This is a genomic window from Streptomyces sp. NPDC058221, from assembly GCF_042882365.1.
In the GTDB taxonomy this organism is placed as follows: domain Bacteria; phylum Actinomycetota; class Actinomycetes; order Streptomycetales; family Streptomycetaceae; genus Streptomyces.
In genome coordinates, this window is the sequence record NZ_JBHVWF010000161.1 from 1 (window position 1) to 16,554 (window position 16,554).

At 70.4% G+C, this 16,554-nt stretch carries 17 protein-coding genes; 7 read left to right on the forward strand and 10 right to left on the reverse strand.

Going from position 1 to position 16,554, the window contains the following annotated elements; translation table 11 throughout:
- Positions 1 to 122 precede the first annotated feature (122 nt).
- Genes ACFVW8_RS33375 through ACFVW8_RS33385 form a run of 3 tightly spaced genes read right to left on the reverse strand, consistent with a single transcriptional unit; the run spans position 123 to position 3,119 of the window.
- Positions 123 to 1,256 (reverse strand): Mrp/NBP35 family ATP-binding protein, encoded by a 1,134-nt coding sequence (locus ACFVW8_RS33375; RefSeq protein WP_389696722.1) that lies wholly within the window; start codon positions 1,254 to 1,256, stop codon positions 123 to 125.
- Positions 1,257 to 1,300: 44 nt separating this feature from the next.
- Positions 1,301 to 1,855 carry a DUF1003 domain-containing protein gene (locus tag ACFVW8_RS33380; protein WP_389696724.1) on the reverse strand — a complete coding sequence of 185 codons (555 nt, stop codon included), beginning with the start codon at positions 1,853 to 1,855 and terminating at the stop codon, positions 1,301 to 1,303.
- The gene (locus ACFVW8_RS33385; protein WP_389696726.1) at positions 1,845 to 3,119 is read right to left on the reverse strand and encodes a magnesium transporter MgtE N-terminal domain-containing protein; all 1,275 of its coding nucleotides are present in this window, start codon (positions 3,117 to 3,119) and stop codon (positions 1,845 to 1,847) included. The genes ACFVW8_RS33380 and ACFVW8_RS33385 overlap by 11 nt, the downstream gene beginning before the upstream one ends.
- Positions 3,120 to 3,323: 204 nt before the next feature.
- On the opposite strand from ACFVW8_RS33385, the gene ACFVW8_RS33390 reads away from it, so the two are divergent.
- Positions 3,324 to 4,097, forward strand: a complete 774-nt coding sequence (locus ACFVW8_RS33390) for a hypothetical protein (RefSeq protein ID WP_389696728.1) — start codon at positions 3,324 to 3,326, stop codon at positions 4,095 to 4,097.
- A gap of 50 nt (positions 4,098 to 4,147) precedes the next feature.
- On the opposite strand, the gene ACFVW8_RS33395 is transcribed toward ACFVW8_RS33390, so the two are convergent.
- Together ACFVW8_RS33395 and ACFVW8_RS33400 are read right to left on the reverse strand one after the other, a co-directional pair.
- Positions 4,148 to 4,666 (reverse strand): hypothetical protein, encoded by a 519-nt coding sequence (locus ACFVW8_RS33395; RefSeq protein WP_389696730.1) that lies wholly within the window; start codon positions 4,664 to 4,666, stop codon positions 4,148 to 4,150.
- A 43-nt stretch (positions 4,667 to 4,709) separates the two neighbouring features.
- Entirely contained in the window at positions 4,710 to 5,831 is a 1,122-nt protein-coding gene (locus tag ACFVW8_RS33400; protein ID WP_389696732.1) for a magnesium and cobalt transport protein CorA, read from the reverse strand.
- A 410-nt stretch (positions 5,832 to 6,241) separates the two neighbouring features.
- Here ACFVW8_RS33400 and ACFVW8_RS33405 point away from each other — a divergent pair, with 410 nt between their 5' ends.
- The gene (locus ACFVW8_RS33405) at positions 6,242 to 6,826 is read left to right on the forward strand and encodes a suppressor of fused domain protein (protein ID WP_389696734.1); all 585 of its coding nucleotides are present in this window, start codon (positions 6,242 to 6,244) and stop codon (positions 6,824 to 6,826) included.
- A 93-nt stretch (positions 6,827 to 6,919) separates the two neighbouring features.
- Here ACFVW8_RS33405 and ACFVW8_RS33410 read toward each other — a convergent pair whose 3' ends face one another.
- Complete coding sequence (locus ACFVW8_RS33410) at positions 6,920 to 8,152, reverse strand: MFS transporter (protein WP_389696736.1); 1,233 nt, start codon at positions 8,150 to 8,152, stop codon at positions 6,920 to 6,922.
- Between the two features lie 157 nt (positions 8,153 to 8,309).
- On the opposite strand from ACFVW8_RS33410, the gene ACFVW8_RS33415 reads away from it, so the two are divergent.
- The 3 genes from ACFVW8_RS33415 (at position 8,310) to ACFVW8_RS33425 (ending at position 10,678) form a co-directional block, all read left to right on the forward strand.
- Positions 8,310 to 8,954 (forward strand): DUF6758 family protein, encoded by a 645-nt coding sequence (locus tag ACFVW8_RS33415; RefSeq protein WP_389696738.1) that lies wholly within the window; start codon positions 8,310 to 8,312, stop codon positions 8,952 to 8,954.
- A 77-nt stretch (positions 8,955 to 9,031) separates the two neighbouring features.
- A complete protein-coding gene (locus ACFVW8_RS33420; RefSeq protein WP_389696740.1) occupies positions 9,032 to 9,898 on the forward strand; it encodes a PHP domain-containing protein in 867 nt (288 codons plus the stop codon).
- Positions 9,899 to 10,072: 174 nt separating this feature from the next.
- Entirely contained in the window at positions 10,073 to 10,678 is a 606-nt protein-coding gene (locus tag ACFVW8_RS33425) for a MarC family protein (RefSeq protein ID WP_389696742.1), read from the forward strand.
- Between the two features lie 75 nt (positions 10,679 to 10,753).
- On the opposite strand, the gene ACFVW8_RS33430 is transcribed toward ACFVW8_RS33425, so the two are convergent.
- Complete coding sequence (locus tag ACFVW8_RS33430; RefSeq protein ID WP_384134054.1) at positions 10,754 to 10,906, reverse strand: hypothetical protein; 153 nt, start codon at positions 10,904 to 10,906, stop codon at positions 10,754 to 10,756.
- A 221-nt stretch (positions 10,907 to 11,127) separates the two neighbouring features.
- On the opposite strand from ACFVW8_RS33430, the gene ACFVW8_RS33435 reads away from it, so the two are divergent.
- A complete protein-coding gene (locus ACFVW8_RS33435; protein WP_389696744.1) occupies positions 11,128 to 12,015 on the forward strand; it encodes an NYN domain-containing protein in 888 nt (295 codons plus the stop codon).
- Positions 12,016 to 12,024: 9 nt separating this feature from the next.
- Here ACFVW8_RS33435 and ACFVW8_RS33440 read toward each other — a convergent pair whose 3' ends face one another.
- Positions 12,025 to 12,873, reverse strand: a complete 849-nt coding sequence (locus ACFVW8_RS33440) for an alpha/beta fold hydrolase (protein ID WP_389696746.1) — start codon at positions 12,871 to 12,873, stop codon at positions 12,025 to 12,027.
- Positions 12,874 to 12,994: 121 nt separating this feature from the next.
- Positions 12,995 to 14,881, reverse strand: a complete 1,887-nt coding sequence (locus tag ACFVW8_RS33445) for a DEAD/DEAH box helicase (RefSeq protein WP_389696748.1) — start codon at positions 14,879 to 14,881, stop codon at positions 12,995 to 12,997.
- 475 nt (positions 14,882 to 15,356) lie between these two features.
- On the opposite strand from ACFVW8_RS33445, the gene ACFVW8_RS33450 reads away from it, so the two are divergent.
- Positions 15,357 to 16,091 (forward strand): ferritin-like fold-containing protein, encoded by a 735-nt coding sequence (locus tag ACFVW8_RS33450; protein ID WP_389696750.1) that lies wholly within the window; start codon positions 15,357 to 15,359, stop codon positions 16,089 to 16,091.
- 30 nt (positions 16,092 to 16,121) lie between these two features.
- Here ACFVW8_RS33450 and ACFVW8_RS33455 read toward each other — a convergent pair whose 3' ends face one another.
- Positions 16,122 to 16,391 (reverse strand): hypothetical protein, encoded by a 270-nt coding sequence (locus ACFVW8_RS33455; protein ID WP_389696752.1) that lies wholly within the window; start codon positions 16,389 to 16,391, stop codon positions 16,122 to 16,124.
- Between the last annotated feature and the right edge of the window lie 163 nt (positions 16,392 to 16,554).

Consider the following 16,554-nt stretch of genomic DNA (forward strand, 5'->3'; position numbering starts at 1 on the left):
TCGTCTTCCTTATTTTTGTTGTGGTTTTGTTTTTTTTTAACCGCCCCGGGGGGGGGGGGGGGGGGGGGGGGGGGGGGGGGGGGGGGGCCCCCCCCCCCCCCCCCCCCACGTTTCCGCCGTCGTCAGAACTTGTTGCGCGGGGTGATACCCAGGGACATGCCGGACAGGCCGCGCTGACGGCCGCTCAGCTTGTCCGCGATGGAGCGCAGGGCCTTGCCCGCCGGGGAGTCGGGGTCGGACAGCACGACCGGCTTGCCCTCGTCGCCGCCCTCGCGCAGCCGTACGTCGATCGGGATGGAGCCGAGGACCGGCACCTCCGCGCCGACCGTCTTCGTCAGCCCCTCGGCGACCCGCGCGCCGCCGCCCGAGCCGAACACGTCGACCATCTCGTCGCAGTGTGGGCACGGCATGCCCGACATGTTCTCGACGACACCGACGATCTTCTGGTGGGTCTGCACGGCGATCGAGCCGGCTCGCTCGGCCACCTCGGCCGCGGCCTGCTGCGGGGTCGTGACGACCAGGATCTCCGCATTCGGGACCAGCTGGGCCACGGAGATCGCGATGTCACCGGTGCCCGGCGGCAGGTCGAGCAGCAGGACGTCCAGGTCGCCCCAGTACACATCGGCGAGGAACTGCTGGAGCGCGCGGTGCAGCATCGGTCCGCGCCACACCACCGGGGCGTTGCCCGGGGTGAACATGCCGATGGAGATGACCTTCACGCCGTGCGCCGACGGCGGCATGATCATGTTCTCGACCTGGGTCGGCTTGCCGTCCGCACCGAGCATCCGGGGCACGCTGTGCCCGTAGATGTCCGCGTCCACGACGCCGACCTTGAGGCCGTCGGCGGCCATCGCGGCCGCCAGGTTCACGGTCACCGACGACTTGCCGACGCCGCCCTTTCCGGAGGCGACCGCGTACACCCGGGTCAGCGAGCCGGGCTGGGCGAACGGCACCTCCCGCTCCGCCGTGCCGCCGCGCAGCGAGGACGCCAGGTCCTTGCGCTGCTCGTCGCTCATCACGTCGAGCGTGACCTCGACCCGTGACACTCCTTCGACGCGGGCCACCGCGTCGGTCACGTTGTTGGTGATCGTTTCGCGCATCGGACAGCCGGAAACGGTGAGATACACCGTGACAGCGACCACACCGTCAGGATCGATCTCGACCGATTTCACCATGCCCAGCTCGGTGATCGGGCGGTGGATCTCCGGGTCGTTCACTGTCGCCAGTGCCTCAAGCACCGCGTCTTCCGTAGCCATACGGACGATGGTACGGCGCGTGTAGCTACGCGTGGGTAGCCCCGTCAGCGGTCTTCGTCACTCTCGGCCGCGGCCGGTGTCCGGCGGTCGTCCAGATCTCTCACCAGGTCCTCCAGTTCGGAGCGGATCCAGTCGCGGGTGGCGACCTCGCCGAGCCCCATCCGCAGTGCCGCGATCTCCCTGGTCAGGTACTCGGTGTCGGCGATGGAGCGCTCGTTCTGGGCGCGGTCCTGCTCGTGGGTGACCCGGTCGCGGTCGTCCTGCCGGTTCTGCGCGAGCAGGATCAGCGGGGCCGCGTACGAGGCCTGGAGGGAGAGCATCAGCGTCAGGAAGATGAACGGGTACTCGTCGAACCGCAGCTTCTCGGGCGCGAAGATGTTCCACACCACCCAGATGATGATGATCAGCGTCATCCAGACGATGAACCGTCCGGTCCCCAGGAAGCGCGCGATCCGCTCCGAGAACCTGCCGAACGCCTCGGGGTCGTACTCCGGCAGCAGCCGCCGCCGCGGGTCCTTCGGCTGGTCGAGGCGGGTCCTGGGGCTACGGGTCAGGGCCGTCGCGCCGTTGGACGCCCTGGAGCGGTCCTCACCGGCCACGGAGCACCCCCTCGCGGCCGTGGAAGTCGGTCTCCCGCCAGTCGTCGGGCAGCAGGTGGTCGAGCACGTCGTCGACGGTCACCGCACCGAGCAGCGAGCCGCTCTCGTCCACCACGGGCACCGAGACCAGGTTGTAGGCGGCCAGATAGCTGGTCACCACCGACAGCGGGGTGCCCGGCGGCAGCGCCACCAGATCGCTGTCGACGATCGAGCTGACGAGGGTGAACGGGGGGTCCCGCAGCAGCCGCTGGAAGTGCACCGTGCCGAGGTACTTGCCCGTGGGTGTCTCGTCCGGCGACCGGCACACGTACACCTGCGCGGCGAGCGCCGGGGACAGGTCCGACTGGCGGACCCGGGCGAGTGCGTCGGCGACCGTCGCGTCCGGGCGCAGGATGATCGGCTCGGTGGTCATGAGCCCGCCCGCGGTCCGCTCCTCGTACGACAGGAGGCGCCGCACATCGGCCGCGTCGTCCGGGCGCATCAGCGTCAGCAGCCGTTCCTTGTCCTCCTCGGGCAGCTCGGAGAGCAGGTCGGCCGCGTCGTCCGGGTCCATCGCCTCCAGGACGTCCGCCGCGCGCTCCTCCTGGAGCTTGCCGATGATCTCCACCTGGTCGTCCTCGGGGAGCTCCTCCAGGACGTCGGCGAGCCGGTCGTCGTCGAGGGCGGCGGCGACCTCCGCCCGCCGCTTCGGGGAGAGGTGGTGCAGGGCGTTGGCCACATCGGTCGGGCGCAGCTTCTCGAACGTGGCGACCAGCGACTCCGCGCCCTGGCCGTGCTCGTCCAGCGAGAAGCCGCTGACCGCGGACCACTCGACCGTCAGGGTCTCGCCCTTGCGGCGCAGCGCCCCGCCCCTGCCCTTGCGTACGAAGTACTTGTCGATCTCCCAGTCGCGGCGGGCCGGCAGCTGCTGGATCGCGACGTCGAGGATGGTGACCTCCTCGCCGGTCTCCACCAGGCTGACCCGCCGGTCGAGGAACTCGCCGAGCACCAGACGTTCGGTGGGCCGCTGTTCGAAGCGCCGCATGTTGACCACACCTGTGGTGATGACCTGTCCGGACTCGATGCCCGTCACCCGGGTCATCGGAAGGAAGATCCGGCGCCGGCTCACCACCTCGACCACGATGCCGAGCAGCCTCGGCGGCCGGCCGCCGACCCGGAGCATCGCGACCAGGTCGCGGACCCGGCCCACCTGGTCGCCGTTCGGGTCGAAGACCGGCACACCGGAGAGGTGCGAGACGAAAACCCGCGGCGTTCCTGCTGCCACGCCCGCACCTCCTCCTGCGCCGCCGGACTTACACATCCGGTCTGTTCTGACATTTATTGCACCGTTATGACGGGATCAGGCTAGCCCGTACCGCTCCGGGTCGCCCCGGCGAGCTGTCCTCACGCCTCTCTGCCGGAAGGCGTAGGCAGCACGGGTACGCTGCCGTCTGCCACCCCCACCATGCAGATGAGAGGCAGTGCGCCTGTGACCTCTTTTGTCCCGCCCGTCCGGGCCCGCCGCCGGACCGCCTCCCTCGCCGTCGTGCTCTGTGCGGGGCTGACCGCGGCACTGACCGCGTGCGGGGACGAGGATCCGGACAAGGGGACCAACGGCGTCGGCAGACTGGACGCGCCGCAGATCGAGAAGAAGGCGCAGACCGCGGCGGCCTCCTCCGGCACGGTCCGGCTGGCCGGCACGCTCGTCAGCAAGGGCGGCACGTACAAGCTCGACATGCGGCTCAAGGACAAGGGCGGGGCGGGCTCCGTCACGTCGAAGAACAGCACTTTCGAGCTGCTCCGGATCGGCGACGTGCTCTACCTCAAGGCCGACGCCGGTTTCTGGAGCCGCGGCGATACGGGCGCGGGCAAGAAGACCGGCGACGCGGACGGGGCGGCGGCGGAGAAGCTGAACGACAAGTACGTCAAGGTCCCCGAGGACGACCCCACGTACAAGCAGCTGCGCGGCTTCACGGACAAGAAGGTCCTGCTCGACGGGCTGCTCAAGCTGAACGGCGAGGTCGGCAAGGGCGACCGCGGCAAGGTCGGCGAGGTGCGCACCATCCGGGTCACGGGGGGTGAGGGCGAGGGCGGCACCCTGGACGTGTCCCTGGAGGGCAAGCCGTATCCGCTGCGCTTCGCCCGGGCCGGCGGCGGGGGCGTCGTCACCCTCGCGGACTGGGGCAAGGACTTCGCGCTCAAGGCCCCGGCCGAGGACGACACGGTCGACTACGGGCAGCAGCTGCCCAAGTCCTCGTCGTAGGGCCGGGACCGGCCGCGGGACGATCCGCCGCCCCGCACGCCCGGCCCCGTTCAGGACTTCCTGAGCGACCGCTTCAGCAGCCGCGGCAGTCCTGCCGGCACCGGCAGTCGGGTGGTCGCGCCGGTCGGGAGCGGCGCCGCCGCCCCCGAGGTCCCCGGCAGGTCCGTACGGGAGTCGAGGGGCGTGAGCCGGACGATCCGGCACTCGCGCGCCCAGCGCTCCGTCATCAGCTCGGCGTCCGGTGCGTTGAGCCGTTTGCCCTTGAGCTCGGCGACCGCGGCCTCCCACTCGGCGGAGTGCGGTGCCAGCTGGGCCACCGAGGCCGTCCAGGCGACCAGCCGGCCGCCCTTGTCCTTGCTGCGGACCGTCACCTCGGCGTTGGCACCGTCCGTGAGACCGGCCGGCAACGGCTGCTCGCCGGGGCCGTCCCCGACGAAGTGCGCCGCACCCTCGTGCCACACGTGCCACAGCGCCCGCGCGGGTCCGCTGCCGCGTACCCAGACCAGGCCCGACTTCTTGGTGGCCTCCTCGACGAGCGCCGGTCCGAGCAGGGCGTCAGCAGCAGTCATGACGCAGAGCTTAAGGGCTGTCCCGTCTCTGGCCCACCGGCCGTCAGAGCCAGCCGTTGCGCTTGAGCATGCGGTGGATGGAGAAGCAGACCACCCCGATGAAGCCCAGCACCATCGGATAGCCGTAGGTCCAGGCCAGCTCCGGCATGTGGTCGAAGTTCATGCCGTAGACCCCGCAGATCATCGTCGGAACGGCGATGATGGCCGCCCAGGAGGTGATCTTGCGCATGTCCTCGTTCTGTGCGACGGTCGCCTGCGCCAGATTGGCCTGGAGGATGGAGTTGAGGAGCTCGTCGAAGCCGATGACCTCCTCCTGCACCCGTACGAGGTGGTCGGCGACGTCCCGGAAGTACTTCTGGATGTCCGGGTCGATCAGTCTCATCGGCCGCTCGCTGAGCAGCTGCATCGGGCGCAGCAGCGGCGAGACGGCCCGTTTGAACTCCAGCACCTCACGCTTCAGCTGGTAGATCCGGCCCGCGTCCGAACCGCGCGAGCTGCCCTTGTCCGGGGTGGAGAAGACCTCGATCTCGACCTCGTCGATGTCGTCCTGGACCGCACCCGCGACCGCGATGTATCCGTCGACGACATGGTCGGCGATGGAGTGCAGGACCGACGAGGGCCCCTTGGTGAGCAGTTCGGGGTCGTCCTGGAGCCGGTGGCGCAGTGCGCGCAGCGAGCCGTGGCCGCCGTGCCGCACGGTGATGACGAAGTCCCGGCCGGTGAAGCACATCACCTCGCCGGTTTCCACGACCTCGCTGGTCGCGGTCAGCTCGGCGTGCTCGACGTAGTGGATGGTCTTGAAGACGGTGAACAGGGTGTCGTCGTACCGCTCCAGCTTCGGCCGCTGGTGGGCGTGCACGGCGTCCTCCACGGCCAGCGGGTGCAGCCCGAACTCCCGGGCGATGCCCGCGAATTCCTCCTCGGTCGGCTCGTGGAGGCCGATCCAGGCGAAGCCGCCCTCCTCGCGCACCCGGAGCATCGCCTCGTGCGGCGTACGGCAGGTGCCGTCCACCTCGTCGACGCGGCGTCCGTCGCGGTAGACCGCGCAGTCGACGACGGCGCTGGAGGCGGAGGGATCACGCGTGGCGTCGTAACTGCTGTGCAGGGTGTTGGTCTTGCGCAGGGACGGGCGCACCACAGCGCGCAGGTCACGGATCATCGACATGGCTGGCTCCTTCACGGAGGGCCGTCGGCGAGGGCGTGGAACAGCCCGGAATGGGGACGTGGGCTCACGTCCGCAAAGCGGGCGGCACCGCGGCGGCGCGATGACGGCGTTCGCTACAGACAGGCAAAAAGGAGTGCTCTTCCGTCGTGCGAAATGCCATGAGCCTTGACCGAGAAGGCGTCAGATCACAGAAGAAAGGTGACGAGCGGAAGAGCGGCTAGTACTGCACGGTCGACTTGGATCCACCGCAGCCCCACCTCCTCCGGTCGGTCCCCCGTGGGGGATGACGTTTCGTCGGGACTTGAGAGCAACGCTTCTGCGTGCTGTCCCGACCGGCGGGCCCAGGCTATCAGCCGCCACAGGGCCAATCTCTTACTTTGCCCGTTCCATACGCGTCCTATGCTCGCCGCATGGCAGAAATTCTTGCTCCGGTCGAGGCCCGTCTCCGGACGGCCCTGGGCGAACCGGACGCGCGCGCGGCAGTGACGTTTCTCGGCACGGACCGGATCGAGGTGCTGCGGTTCATCGACGGCGACGTGGTGAGGTACGCCACGCTCGGCATGTCCGCGCAGCCGATGTCCGACCCGACCGAGGCGCTCGCCGACCCCGTGAAGGGGCCGCGGGCCGAACTGCTCCTGTCGGTGCGGGCCGGCCTCGCCGACACCGACCAGGTGCTGCGCAAGCTGGCCGTGCTGGCGGCCTCGCCGCAGGTGGAGGGGTTGATCGTGGCCCCCGGCGCCTCGCTGGACGTCGGCGAACCGCTGTGGCCGGGAGCGCCGTTCACCTCGGTGCTCGTCGCCGAGTCCGGGGGGCTGGTGGAGGATCTGGAGCTGGAGGCCCCCATGGAGGCGGTGCGGTTCCTGCCGCTGCTGCCGATGACGCACAACGAGGCGGCCTGGAAGCGGGTCCGGGGGGCGCAGGAGCTCCAGGAGCGGTGGCTGTCCCAGGGGACGGACCTGCGCGATCCGCTGCGTGCCTCGGTGGCCCTGGACTGACCTCCGCGAGACGTACGGAACAGCCGAAGGCCCCGCCGTGCGGCGATGACGAGGCCACGGGCGGGGCGGTACGGGGGAGGGACGCCGGGCGTCTCAGCTGGCGAAGACCGTGACGCCGTCCTCGGTGGCGTGCTCCGGTTCCAGCTCCTGCGCCTCGTGCGTCAGCGCCGAGCGCCGGATCCAGATGACGATCGCGCCGACGACCGCGGCGACGGCGGCGACCACGAACGGGATGTGGATGTTGCTCCACTCCTCGATCTTCGGGGCCAGGTAGGGCGCGGCTGCCGCGGCGAACCAGCGGACGAAGTTGTAACCGGCGCTGGCCACCGGCCGCGGCGCGTCGGACACCCCGAGCGCCAGCTCCGTGTAGACGGTGTTGTTCATGCCGATGAAGGCACCGGAGACGATGGTGCACACGACGGCCGCGGTGTGGTTGCCGTAGCCGAGGATCACCAGGTCCGCGGCGAGCAGCACCAGGGAGGCGCCGACCACCTTGAGCGAGCCGAAGCGCTTCTGCAGCCTCGGCGCGACGAGCACCGAGAAGACGGCCAGCAGCAGGCCCCAGGCGAAGAAGACGGCACCGGACTTGTACGGCGACATGTTCAGCACGAACGGCGTGAACGCCAGGATCGTGAAGAACGCGTAGTTGTAGAAGAACGCGGAGGTGGCGACGGAGGCGAGCCCGCCGTGGCCGAGCGCCCTGACCGGGTCCAGCAGCGACGTCTTACGGGCCGGCCTGGGCTGTTCCTTGAGGAACGCCGTGATGCAGACGAAGCCGATGGCCATCAGCGCGGCCGTGCCGAAGAACGGGTAGCGCCAGCTGGCGTCACCGAGCAGGGCGCCGAGCAGTGGCCCGCAGGCCATGCCGAGGCCGAGCGCCGACTCGTACAGCAGGATCGCGGCCGAGCTGCCGCCCGCCGCCGCACCGACGATCACGGCGAGCGCGGTCGAGACGAAGAGGGCGTTGCCGAGGCCCCAGCCGGCCCGGAAGCCGACGAGCTCCGCGACGGAGGACGAGGTGCCCGAGAGCGCGGCGAAGACCACGACGAGCGCCAGACCGGCCAGCAGCGTCTTGCGGCCGCCGATCCGGCTGGAGACGAAGCCGGTCACCAGCATCGCGACGGCCGTGATCAGGAAGTACGAGGTGAAGAGCAGGGACACCTGGCTCGGCGTCGCCTCCAGGCCCTTGGCGATGGACGGCAGAATCGGGTCCACCAGGCCGATTCCCATGAACGCGACAACAGAGGCGCCCGCTGTGGCCCAGACGGCCTTCGGCTGGCGCAGGATGCTGACCGCTTCCTGGTCGAAAGGATCCTCTCCCTGCATGGCTCTCCTCGCTCTCCACTAGATCGTTGTGTTATACACAGAATAAGTTAGGGGGGCTAATAAATGCAAGCTACATCTAAAACCTCTGACGGGGGCCACGCTGCGGAAGGGTGATCGTCCTTGACGCGGCGACGGCCGGGGAGGACCGTTGGTGGCTATGAGGGGCGAACCCAGTTGCCCGAAGTGCGGAGGCCGGGTCAAGGCGCCCGGTTTCTTCGACGACACCTGGCAGTGCGATGTGCACGGCAGCGTGCACCCGATGCAGCCGGTCATCCCGCCCAGCGTCGAAGCACTCGGGGTGGTCGTCCACCGTGCCCAGGTGCCGGTGTGGATGCCCTGGCCGCTGCCGGTGGGCTGGCTCTTCACCGGCGTGGCGTGCGCGGGCGACGACCGCAGCGGCGGCCGGGCCACCGCCGTCGCCTGCTCCGGACCCGGTCCGCTCGGCGGCATCGGTGAGCTGCTGCTCGTGGCCGAGGAGCTCGGCGTCGGACTCGGTGCGCGGTACGCCGGAATCGACGGCCCCGACCCCGGCCCGTATCTGCGGGTGGACGGGCCGCCGGACGTGAAGGTGCTCGCCGCCGGACGTCCCACCCCGCTCTGGCACGTGAAGGACGCCCCGGACGACCGCGCGGTCTTCGCGGGCGAGGCGCGCGGCCTGTGGCTCTGGGCGATCGTCTGGCCCGAGCAGTCGGGCCTCCTGATGTACGACGAGCTGGTGCTGACCGATCTGCGCGACGCCGGGGGAGAGGTCGACCTCGTGCCCTGCGGCGCGCTCACGCCCCGGCTGCTGGGCGGAGCCTGAGCGCGGCCGGAACCCGCGCGTTCGCCGGTTATCCTTGGGCGTTCCCCATCCGGCCGCGAGCAACTGGAGTACGTGTCGTGCGCATCGACCTGCACACCCACTCCACCGCGTCGGACGGTACGGACACCCCCGCCGAGCTGGTGCGCAACGCCGCCGCCGCGGGTCTGGACGTCGTCGCCCTCACCGATCACGACACGGTCCGCGGGCACGCCGAGGCGACAGCGGCCCTCCCCGAGGGGCTCACGCTGGTCACCGGCGCCGAGCTCTCCTGCCGGCTCGACGGCGTGGGCCTGCACATGCTGGCGTACCTCTTCGACCCCGACGAGCCCGAGCTGGCGCGCGAGCGCGAGCTGGTGCGCGACGACCGGGTGCCGCGCGCGCGGACGATGGTGCGCAAGCTCCAGGAGCTGGGCGTGCCCGTCGAATGGGAGCGGGTCGCACGGATCGCCGGCGACGGATCGGTCGGACGGCCGCACATCGCCACCGCGCTGGTCGAGCTCGGTGTCGTCGGATCCGTCTCCGACGCCTTCACGCCGCAGTGGCTCGCCGACGGCGGGCGTGCGCACGCCGAGAAGCACGAGCTCGACCCCTTCGACGCGGTCCGGCTGGTCAAGGCCGCCGGCGGCGTCACCGTCTTCGCCCACCCGGCCGCCGTCAAGCGCGGCCAGGTGGTCCCCGAGTCCGCCATCGCGGCGCTGGCCGCCGCCGGGCTCGACGGCATCGAGGTCGACCACATGGACCACGACGAGCCGACCAGGGCCGGACTGCGCGGGCTCGCCCGCGAGCTGGGCCTGCTGACCACCGGTTCGAGCGACTACCACGGCAGCCGCAAGACCGTACGGCTCGGCGAGAACGTGACCGACCCCGAGATCTACGGCGAGATCACCCGGCGCGCCACGGGAGCCTTCCCGGTGCCGGGAGCCGGAGGACCGCTCGTCCGGTAACGGCGCCCGCGCAACACCTTCACGCCCGGCGCCACGGCGCCATGCCGTCCGTTCCAACCCTTGCGCACCGGCCCGTCGCGGCTGCCGTCAGGACCCTCTGACGGCAATCGGCGCGGCACCTTCGCGGTGCGCACCTTCCAGCCGAATTCCCGCTCTCTCCCCGCAAGGCTCACTGTGTTCGACGTCGCTGTCTTCGGATCCCTTTTTCTCACGCTTTTTGTGATTATGGATCCGCCCGGAATCACCCCGATCTTCCTGGCTCTCACCGCCGGCCGCCCCGCCAGAATGCAGCGCAGGATGGCGCTGCAGGCGGTCTCCGTCGCGTTCGGCGTGATCGCCGTCTTCGGGGTGCTCGGCCAGCAGATCCTGGACTACCTGCATGTCTCCGTACCCGCGCTGATGATCGCGGGCGGACTGCTCCTGCTGCTGATCGCGCTGGACCTGCTGACCGGCAAGACCGACGAGCCCACGCAGACCAAGGACGTCAACGTGGCGCTCGTACCGCTGGGCATGCCGCTGCTCGCCGGGCCCGGTGCGATCGTCTCGGTGATCCTCGCCGTGCAGCACGCCGACGGCGTGGGCGGCCAGCTCTCGGTCTGGACGGCGATCGTCGCCATGCACGTCGTGCTCTGGCTGACCATGCGCTACTCGCTGCTGATCATCCGGGTCATCAAGGACGGCGGCGTCGTGCTCGTCACCAGGCTGGCCGGGATGATGCTGTCCGCCATCGCCGTGCAGCAGATCATCAACGGTGTCACCCAGGTCATCCAGAACGCCTGACCCGGCCCCGCACACCACAGCGCCCCCGCACGGTCCTTCCGTGCGGGGGCGCTTCGTCTTTATGCCGGCAATGCGTTACGAAGCCGAGGTGTCGGCCGGGCGGATATAGATGCGCTGGCCCACTGCGGCGGCCTGCTGCACGATCCGGTTGACGGAGGCGGCGTCCACGACGGTGCTGTCCACGGCGGTACCGTCGACATCGTCGAGTCGCGTGATCTCGAAGCGCATATGGCTTCCCTTCGTCTGATCCTCCTGCTGGAGAACTACTGGGAGGACGGTGATCCGTCCGCAAGGATGAGGAGCGCCAGGCTGTTACGTCTCGCGCCCCACGAGGTGTACAACGGCTTGCCCCCTGCAATCATTCCCTACGCTAAGGAAATTTTTTGGATGTCTAAGTACCAGCAGGTAACCGAGCATGCGCGGACAACGACATCCGCGACGAGGCCCGTATGAACGAGGCAGAGATCGGCGAGCGTCTGGACCGCGCCAACGAGCTGCTCCAGCGCATGCTCGCCGAGGTATCGAAGACCCCTTCGACCCACGCGATCTTCGTGGACGCGGGCTATGTGTACGCCGCCGCCGGACTGCTCGTCACCGGCACCGAGGACCGGCGCTCCTTCGACCTCGACGCCGAAGGCCTGATCGAGGCCTTCATCGACAAGGCCCGCACGATCTTCGCGGACAGCAGACTCCTGCGCGTGTACTGGTACGACGGAGCCAGGCGCCGGATCCACACCGTCGAGCAGCAGTCCATCGCGGAACTCCCCGACGTCAAGGTCAGACTCGGCAACCTCAACGCCAACAACCAGCAGAAGGGCGTCGACTCGCTCATCCGCACCGACCTGGAGTCCCTCGCCCGCCACCGCGCCATCAGCGATGCCGCACTCGTGGGCGGCGACGAGGACCTGGTGTCGGCCGTCGAGGCCGCACAGGGGTACGGGGCCCGCGTCCACCTGTGGGGCATCGAGGCCGGCGAAGGCCGCAACCAGGCCGAACCGCTGCTCTGGGAGGTCGACAGCCAGCGCACCTTCGACCTGGACTTCTGCCGCCCGTACGTGACCAGACGCCCCGTCACCACCTATGAGGACGACTCGCCCACGCCCTCGCGCGAGGACGTCCGCTTCGTCGGTGCGCAGATCGCCGCAACCTGGCTCTCCGCCCGCGGCCGCGAGTCCCTGGCCGATCTGCTGCCCGGACACCCGTATCTGCCCGGATCCGTCGACCAGGACCTGCTGGTCGAGGCCGAACGCCTGCTCCAGCACTCGCTGCGCGGCCACGCGCATCTGCGCCGGGCACTGCGGGACGGCTTCTGGCAGCACCTTCAGGCGCAGTACTGAACCTGCCGGCTAAAGACTCTCCCAGAAGGAGACGAGCGCGGCAGCCGTCGGCCCCGGCCGGTCCGTGTTGGGGGAGTGCTCGGCGCCCTCGATCCGGGTCCGGTGGGCACCCAGCCGGCTTGCCATCGCGTCGAGTTCCGGCACCGGCCAGACGTCGTCGCGCTCGCCGGAGACGACATGGACCGGCAGCCCGGTGGCGGCGACCTCGGCCACCCGGTCGGGCTCGGTGGCCAGTTGCCGCCCGGTGGCGATGAGCTGGGCGGGCCGGTGCCCCATCCAGCGCCGCCGCAGGTCATCGCCGCCGTCCGCCTCGGCCTCCGCGGGCGGGTCGAGGGCGCGCATGGCCCCCCAGACCTGGTCCATGCTCATGGTCGCCAGCGCGTCGCCGAGGATCTTCAGCTTGGCCCGCTGGGACTCGACGACCAGGCCGGGCCCGGAGGACATCAGGGTCAGCGACCGGAACGGTGCGGGATCGAGGATCGCCGCGGCGCGGGCGATGAGCCCGCCGAGCGAGTGCCCGAGCAGATCCAGCGCACCGTCCCCGAGGCCGAGCGCGGCCGTCTGCGCGAGCACGTCACGAGCCAGCTCGTCCTGTGCGTACGTCTCCTGGCGGTCCGTTCCGCCGGTCTGGTACTGCCCGCGCCCGTCGACGGCGACGGCACGGAAACCGGCGTCGGCGAGCGGCTCCAGCATCGCGATGAAGTCCTCCTTGCTGCCGGTGAAGCCGGGCAGCAGGAGAGCGGTGCCGCGTGGTGCGGTACGCGGGGACGCGTCCAGTACGGCGAAATCCCCGCGCGCGGTGTGCAGCACACGGGCACGGCTGCAGGGAGGCGGGACGAAGGTGGGTGGCCGGCTCATGGGACGAGGTTAGAGCCTGTCCGGCGGGCTGTGGCGGACCGGCCTCTCCCGGAACGCCCGACGGGCCCGAGGAGGATTCCTCGGGCCCGTCGGGCACATACGACGCTGTCGGGCGCCGGTCTCAGCTCTCGTTCTTCGCGGCGGCCGCTCGCGGCGCGCGACGCCTGCGCGGCTTGGCTTCGCCGTCGGTGGCCCCGGCGTCCGCCACGGCCTCCGTCTTCGGCTTGGCGGCGGCGCGGGGGCGACGACGCGGCCGGTCCGTCTCGGGCTCGGCGATCGGCGCGATCTGGAAGTCGACCTCGTCCTCGGCCGGCTTGATCACCCGGGCGCGGCGGCGCGGCTTGGTCACCGTCGTCGCCTCGGGGGCGGGGTCGGCCACGGGGGCGGTCTGGAAGTCGACCTCCTCCGTCACCGGCTTCGCGACCCGGGCACGGCGGCGGCGCGGCTTCGCGGCCTCGGTCTCGGTGTCCACCTCGACCGTGACGTCGGCCTTGGCCGCCTTGGCCCCGGTCTTCACAGCGGGCTCGGTGTCGATGACGACGACCGGGGTCTCGGCCACGTCCACCGCGGCCTCGGCGGCGGCGTCGGGGGCTCCGACCCTGCCCCGCCGGCGACGGCGGGGCGTACGCGGCTCTGCGGGCCCGTCCGTGACCTCGACCGCCTCGACGGCTTCGGCGGCCGGTGCGGGCACCGTGGCGACGTTCTCGTCGGCAGCGGAACCGCCTCGGGTGCGACGACGCTGACGCGGCGTGCGCGGGGGGCGCTCCTCGCGGACGGCGGGAGCCGGTGCTGCGGCGGACTTGCGGCCGCGGCCGCCGGTCTCGCCGAGGTCCTCGACCTCCTCGGCCCGCAGACCGGCACGGGTGCGCTCGGTGCGCGGCAGGACACCCTTGGTGCCGGCCGGGATGTCGAGCTCCTCGTACAGGTGCGGGGACGTGGAGTACGTCTCGACCGGGTCCGGGAACTTCAGGTCGAGGGCCTTGTTGATCAGCTGCCAGCGCGGGATGTCGTCCCAGTCGACCAGCGTGACCGCGATGCCCTTGGCGCCCGCGCGGCCGGTGCGGCCGATGCGGTGCAGATAGGTCTTCTCGTCCTCGGGGGACTGGTAGTTGATGACGTGGGTGACACCCTCGACATCGATACCGCGGGCCGCGACGTCGGTGCAGACCAGAACGTCCACCTTGCCGTTGCGGAAGGCGCGCAGCGCCTGCTCGCGGGCGCCCTGGCCGAGGTCGCCGTGGACCGCGCCGGAGGCGAAACCGCGCTTCTCCAGCTGCTCGGCGATATCGGCCGCGGTGCGCTTGGTGCGGCAGAAGATCATCGCGAGTCCGCGGCCGTTGGCCTGCAGGATGCGCGAGACCATCTCGGGCTTGTCCATGTTGTGGGCGCGGAAGACGTGCTGCGCAGTGTTCTTGACCGTCGTGCCCTCGTCGTCGGGCGAGGTGGCGTTGATGTGCGTCGGCTGCGACATGTAGCGCCGCGCCAGACTGATGACCGCGCCCGGCATGGTCGCCGAGAACAGCATGGTCTGCCGCTTGGCCGGCAGCATCGTGATGATGCGCTCGACGTCGGGCAGGAAGCCCAGGTCGAGCATCTCGTCGGCCTCGTCGAGGACGAGGACGCGGATGTGCGAGAGGTCGAGCTTGCGCTGGCCCGCCAGGTCGAGCAGCCGGCCCGGGGTGCCGACGACCACGTCGACGCCCTTCTTGAGGGCCTCGACCTGGGGCTCGTACGCCCGGCCGCCGTAGATCGCGAGAACGCGGACGTTACGGACCTTGCCGGCGGTCAGGAGGTCGTTGGTGACCTGCTGACAGAGCTCGCGGGTGGGGACGACGATCAGTGCCTGCGGAGCGTCGGTCAGCTTCTCGGGCGCTGCCCGGCCGGCCTCGACGTCCGCGAGGACGGTGACGCGCTCCAGCAGCGGCAGGCCGAAACCGAGCGTCTTGCCGGTGCCCGTCTTGGCCTGTCCGATGACGTCGGAGCCGGAGAGCGCTACGGGGAGCGTCATCTCCTGGATGGGGAAGGGGGACATGATGCCGACAGCCTCAAGGGCTTCGGCCGTCTCGGAAAGAATCCCGAGGTCTCGGAACGTAGTCAGGGTATTGCCTCTTCTGTGAAACGCGGTCCGAGGCGAACGAAGGGGGTCGTACCGTGCCGGGGTTGGTCATCCGGCCGTGGATGGGCCGGGTGGCGCGGGACCACTGCCGTCGCTCGAGCGCTCGTGCCGCTGAGGGGGCCCCTCATCTGCGGTCGTACGTGGCGTACGCATCGCGTGGAGGGCTGTCGGGTCGGAGCCGATCGGGCCACCGACCGGGCATCCTCATTCAATTTCGCGCAACGAGCAGTTGCAAAATGCTCAGTAAGCGCAATACCACTGTACCCCGGATTCGCGCATCTGTGTTGGGCGAATTCATCGGAACGGTGTGACGTCAGTCGGCGGCCGGACACTTCCGCCCCTCGGCGGGCGGGCTATTCTGCGCTCCATGGAGACGCCTGACAACGCCACGGAAACCCCCGCATCCACCAGAATCGCCGACCAGGACTGGGCCACCGCGTCCACGGAGCCGCAGTACCGGGCCGCCGTGGTGGACCTGCTGGGAGCACTTGCCTACGGCGAACTGGCGGCCTTCGAGAGGCTCGCCGAGGACGCGAAACTCGCGCCCACACTGGGTGACAAGGCCGCGCTGGCGAAGATGGCGTCCGCGGAATTCCATCACTTCGAGCGGCTGACCGACCGGCTGACGGCGATCGACGTCGAGCCGACCGGTGCGATGGAGCCGTTCGCCAAGGCACTCGACGACTTCCACCGGCAGACCGCACCGTCGGACTGGCTGGAAGGCCTGGTCAAGGCCTATGTCGGTGACTCGATCGCCAGTGACTTCTACCGCGAGGTCGCGGCCCGGCTCGACTCGGACACCCGTTCCCTCGTCCTCGCCGTACTCGACGACACGGGGCACGGGAACTTCGCCGTGGAGAAGGTGCGCGCCGCGATCGAGGAGGACCCGAGGCTCGGCGGCAGGCTCGCGCTGTGGGCGCGCCGGCTGATGGGCGAGGCGCTCTCGCAGGCGCAGCGGGTCGTGGCCGACCGTGACGCGCTGTCGACCATGCTGGTGGGCGGGGTGGCCGACGGGTTCGATCTGGCCGAGGTCGGCCGGATGTTCTCGCGGATCACCGAGGCGCACACCAAGCGGATGGCCACCCTGGGGCTGGCGGCGTAGAACCGCCCCCAACGGGCCGCGGCGGCGGCGTCAGGCCGCCGCCGAACGGCTCAGACTGCGGCTGCGCGGCCGGATCAGCAGCGACACCGTCACCGCGGAGATCAGCGCCGCGCCGACCAGTGACGCCGCCGCATGGCCGGGGCCCAGCACCGAGTGCATCAGATACAGGCCGAACAGGGCTCCCAGCGCACCGGTGCCGAAGACGGCCCGCCGGGACGGCAGGCGGGGTGACAGGGAGCGCAGGGCCGCCCAGGAGAGGCCGAGTCCGAGCACGACGGAGCCCAGGATTTCCAAGATCACAGACGATCACCTCGCAGGTACGGGGCGGGCAATTCGGTCTACGCGGTACTACCCCCGGGCCGAGGAGAACAACCCTTCCGCGGACAGGCTTCGCTCAGCCGCCGCACAGATTCGCCCGCGCGTGCGACCGTGCGAAACCCCTGCGGCGCAACGGAAAGCGGCC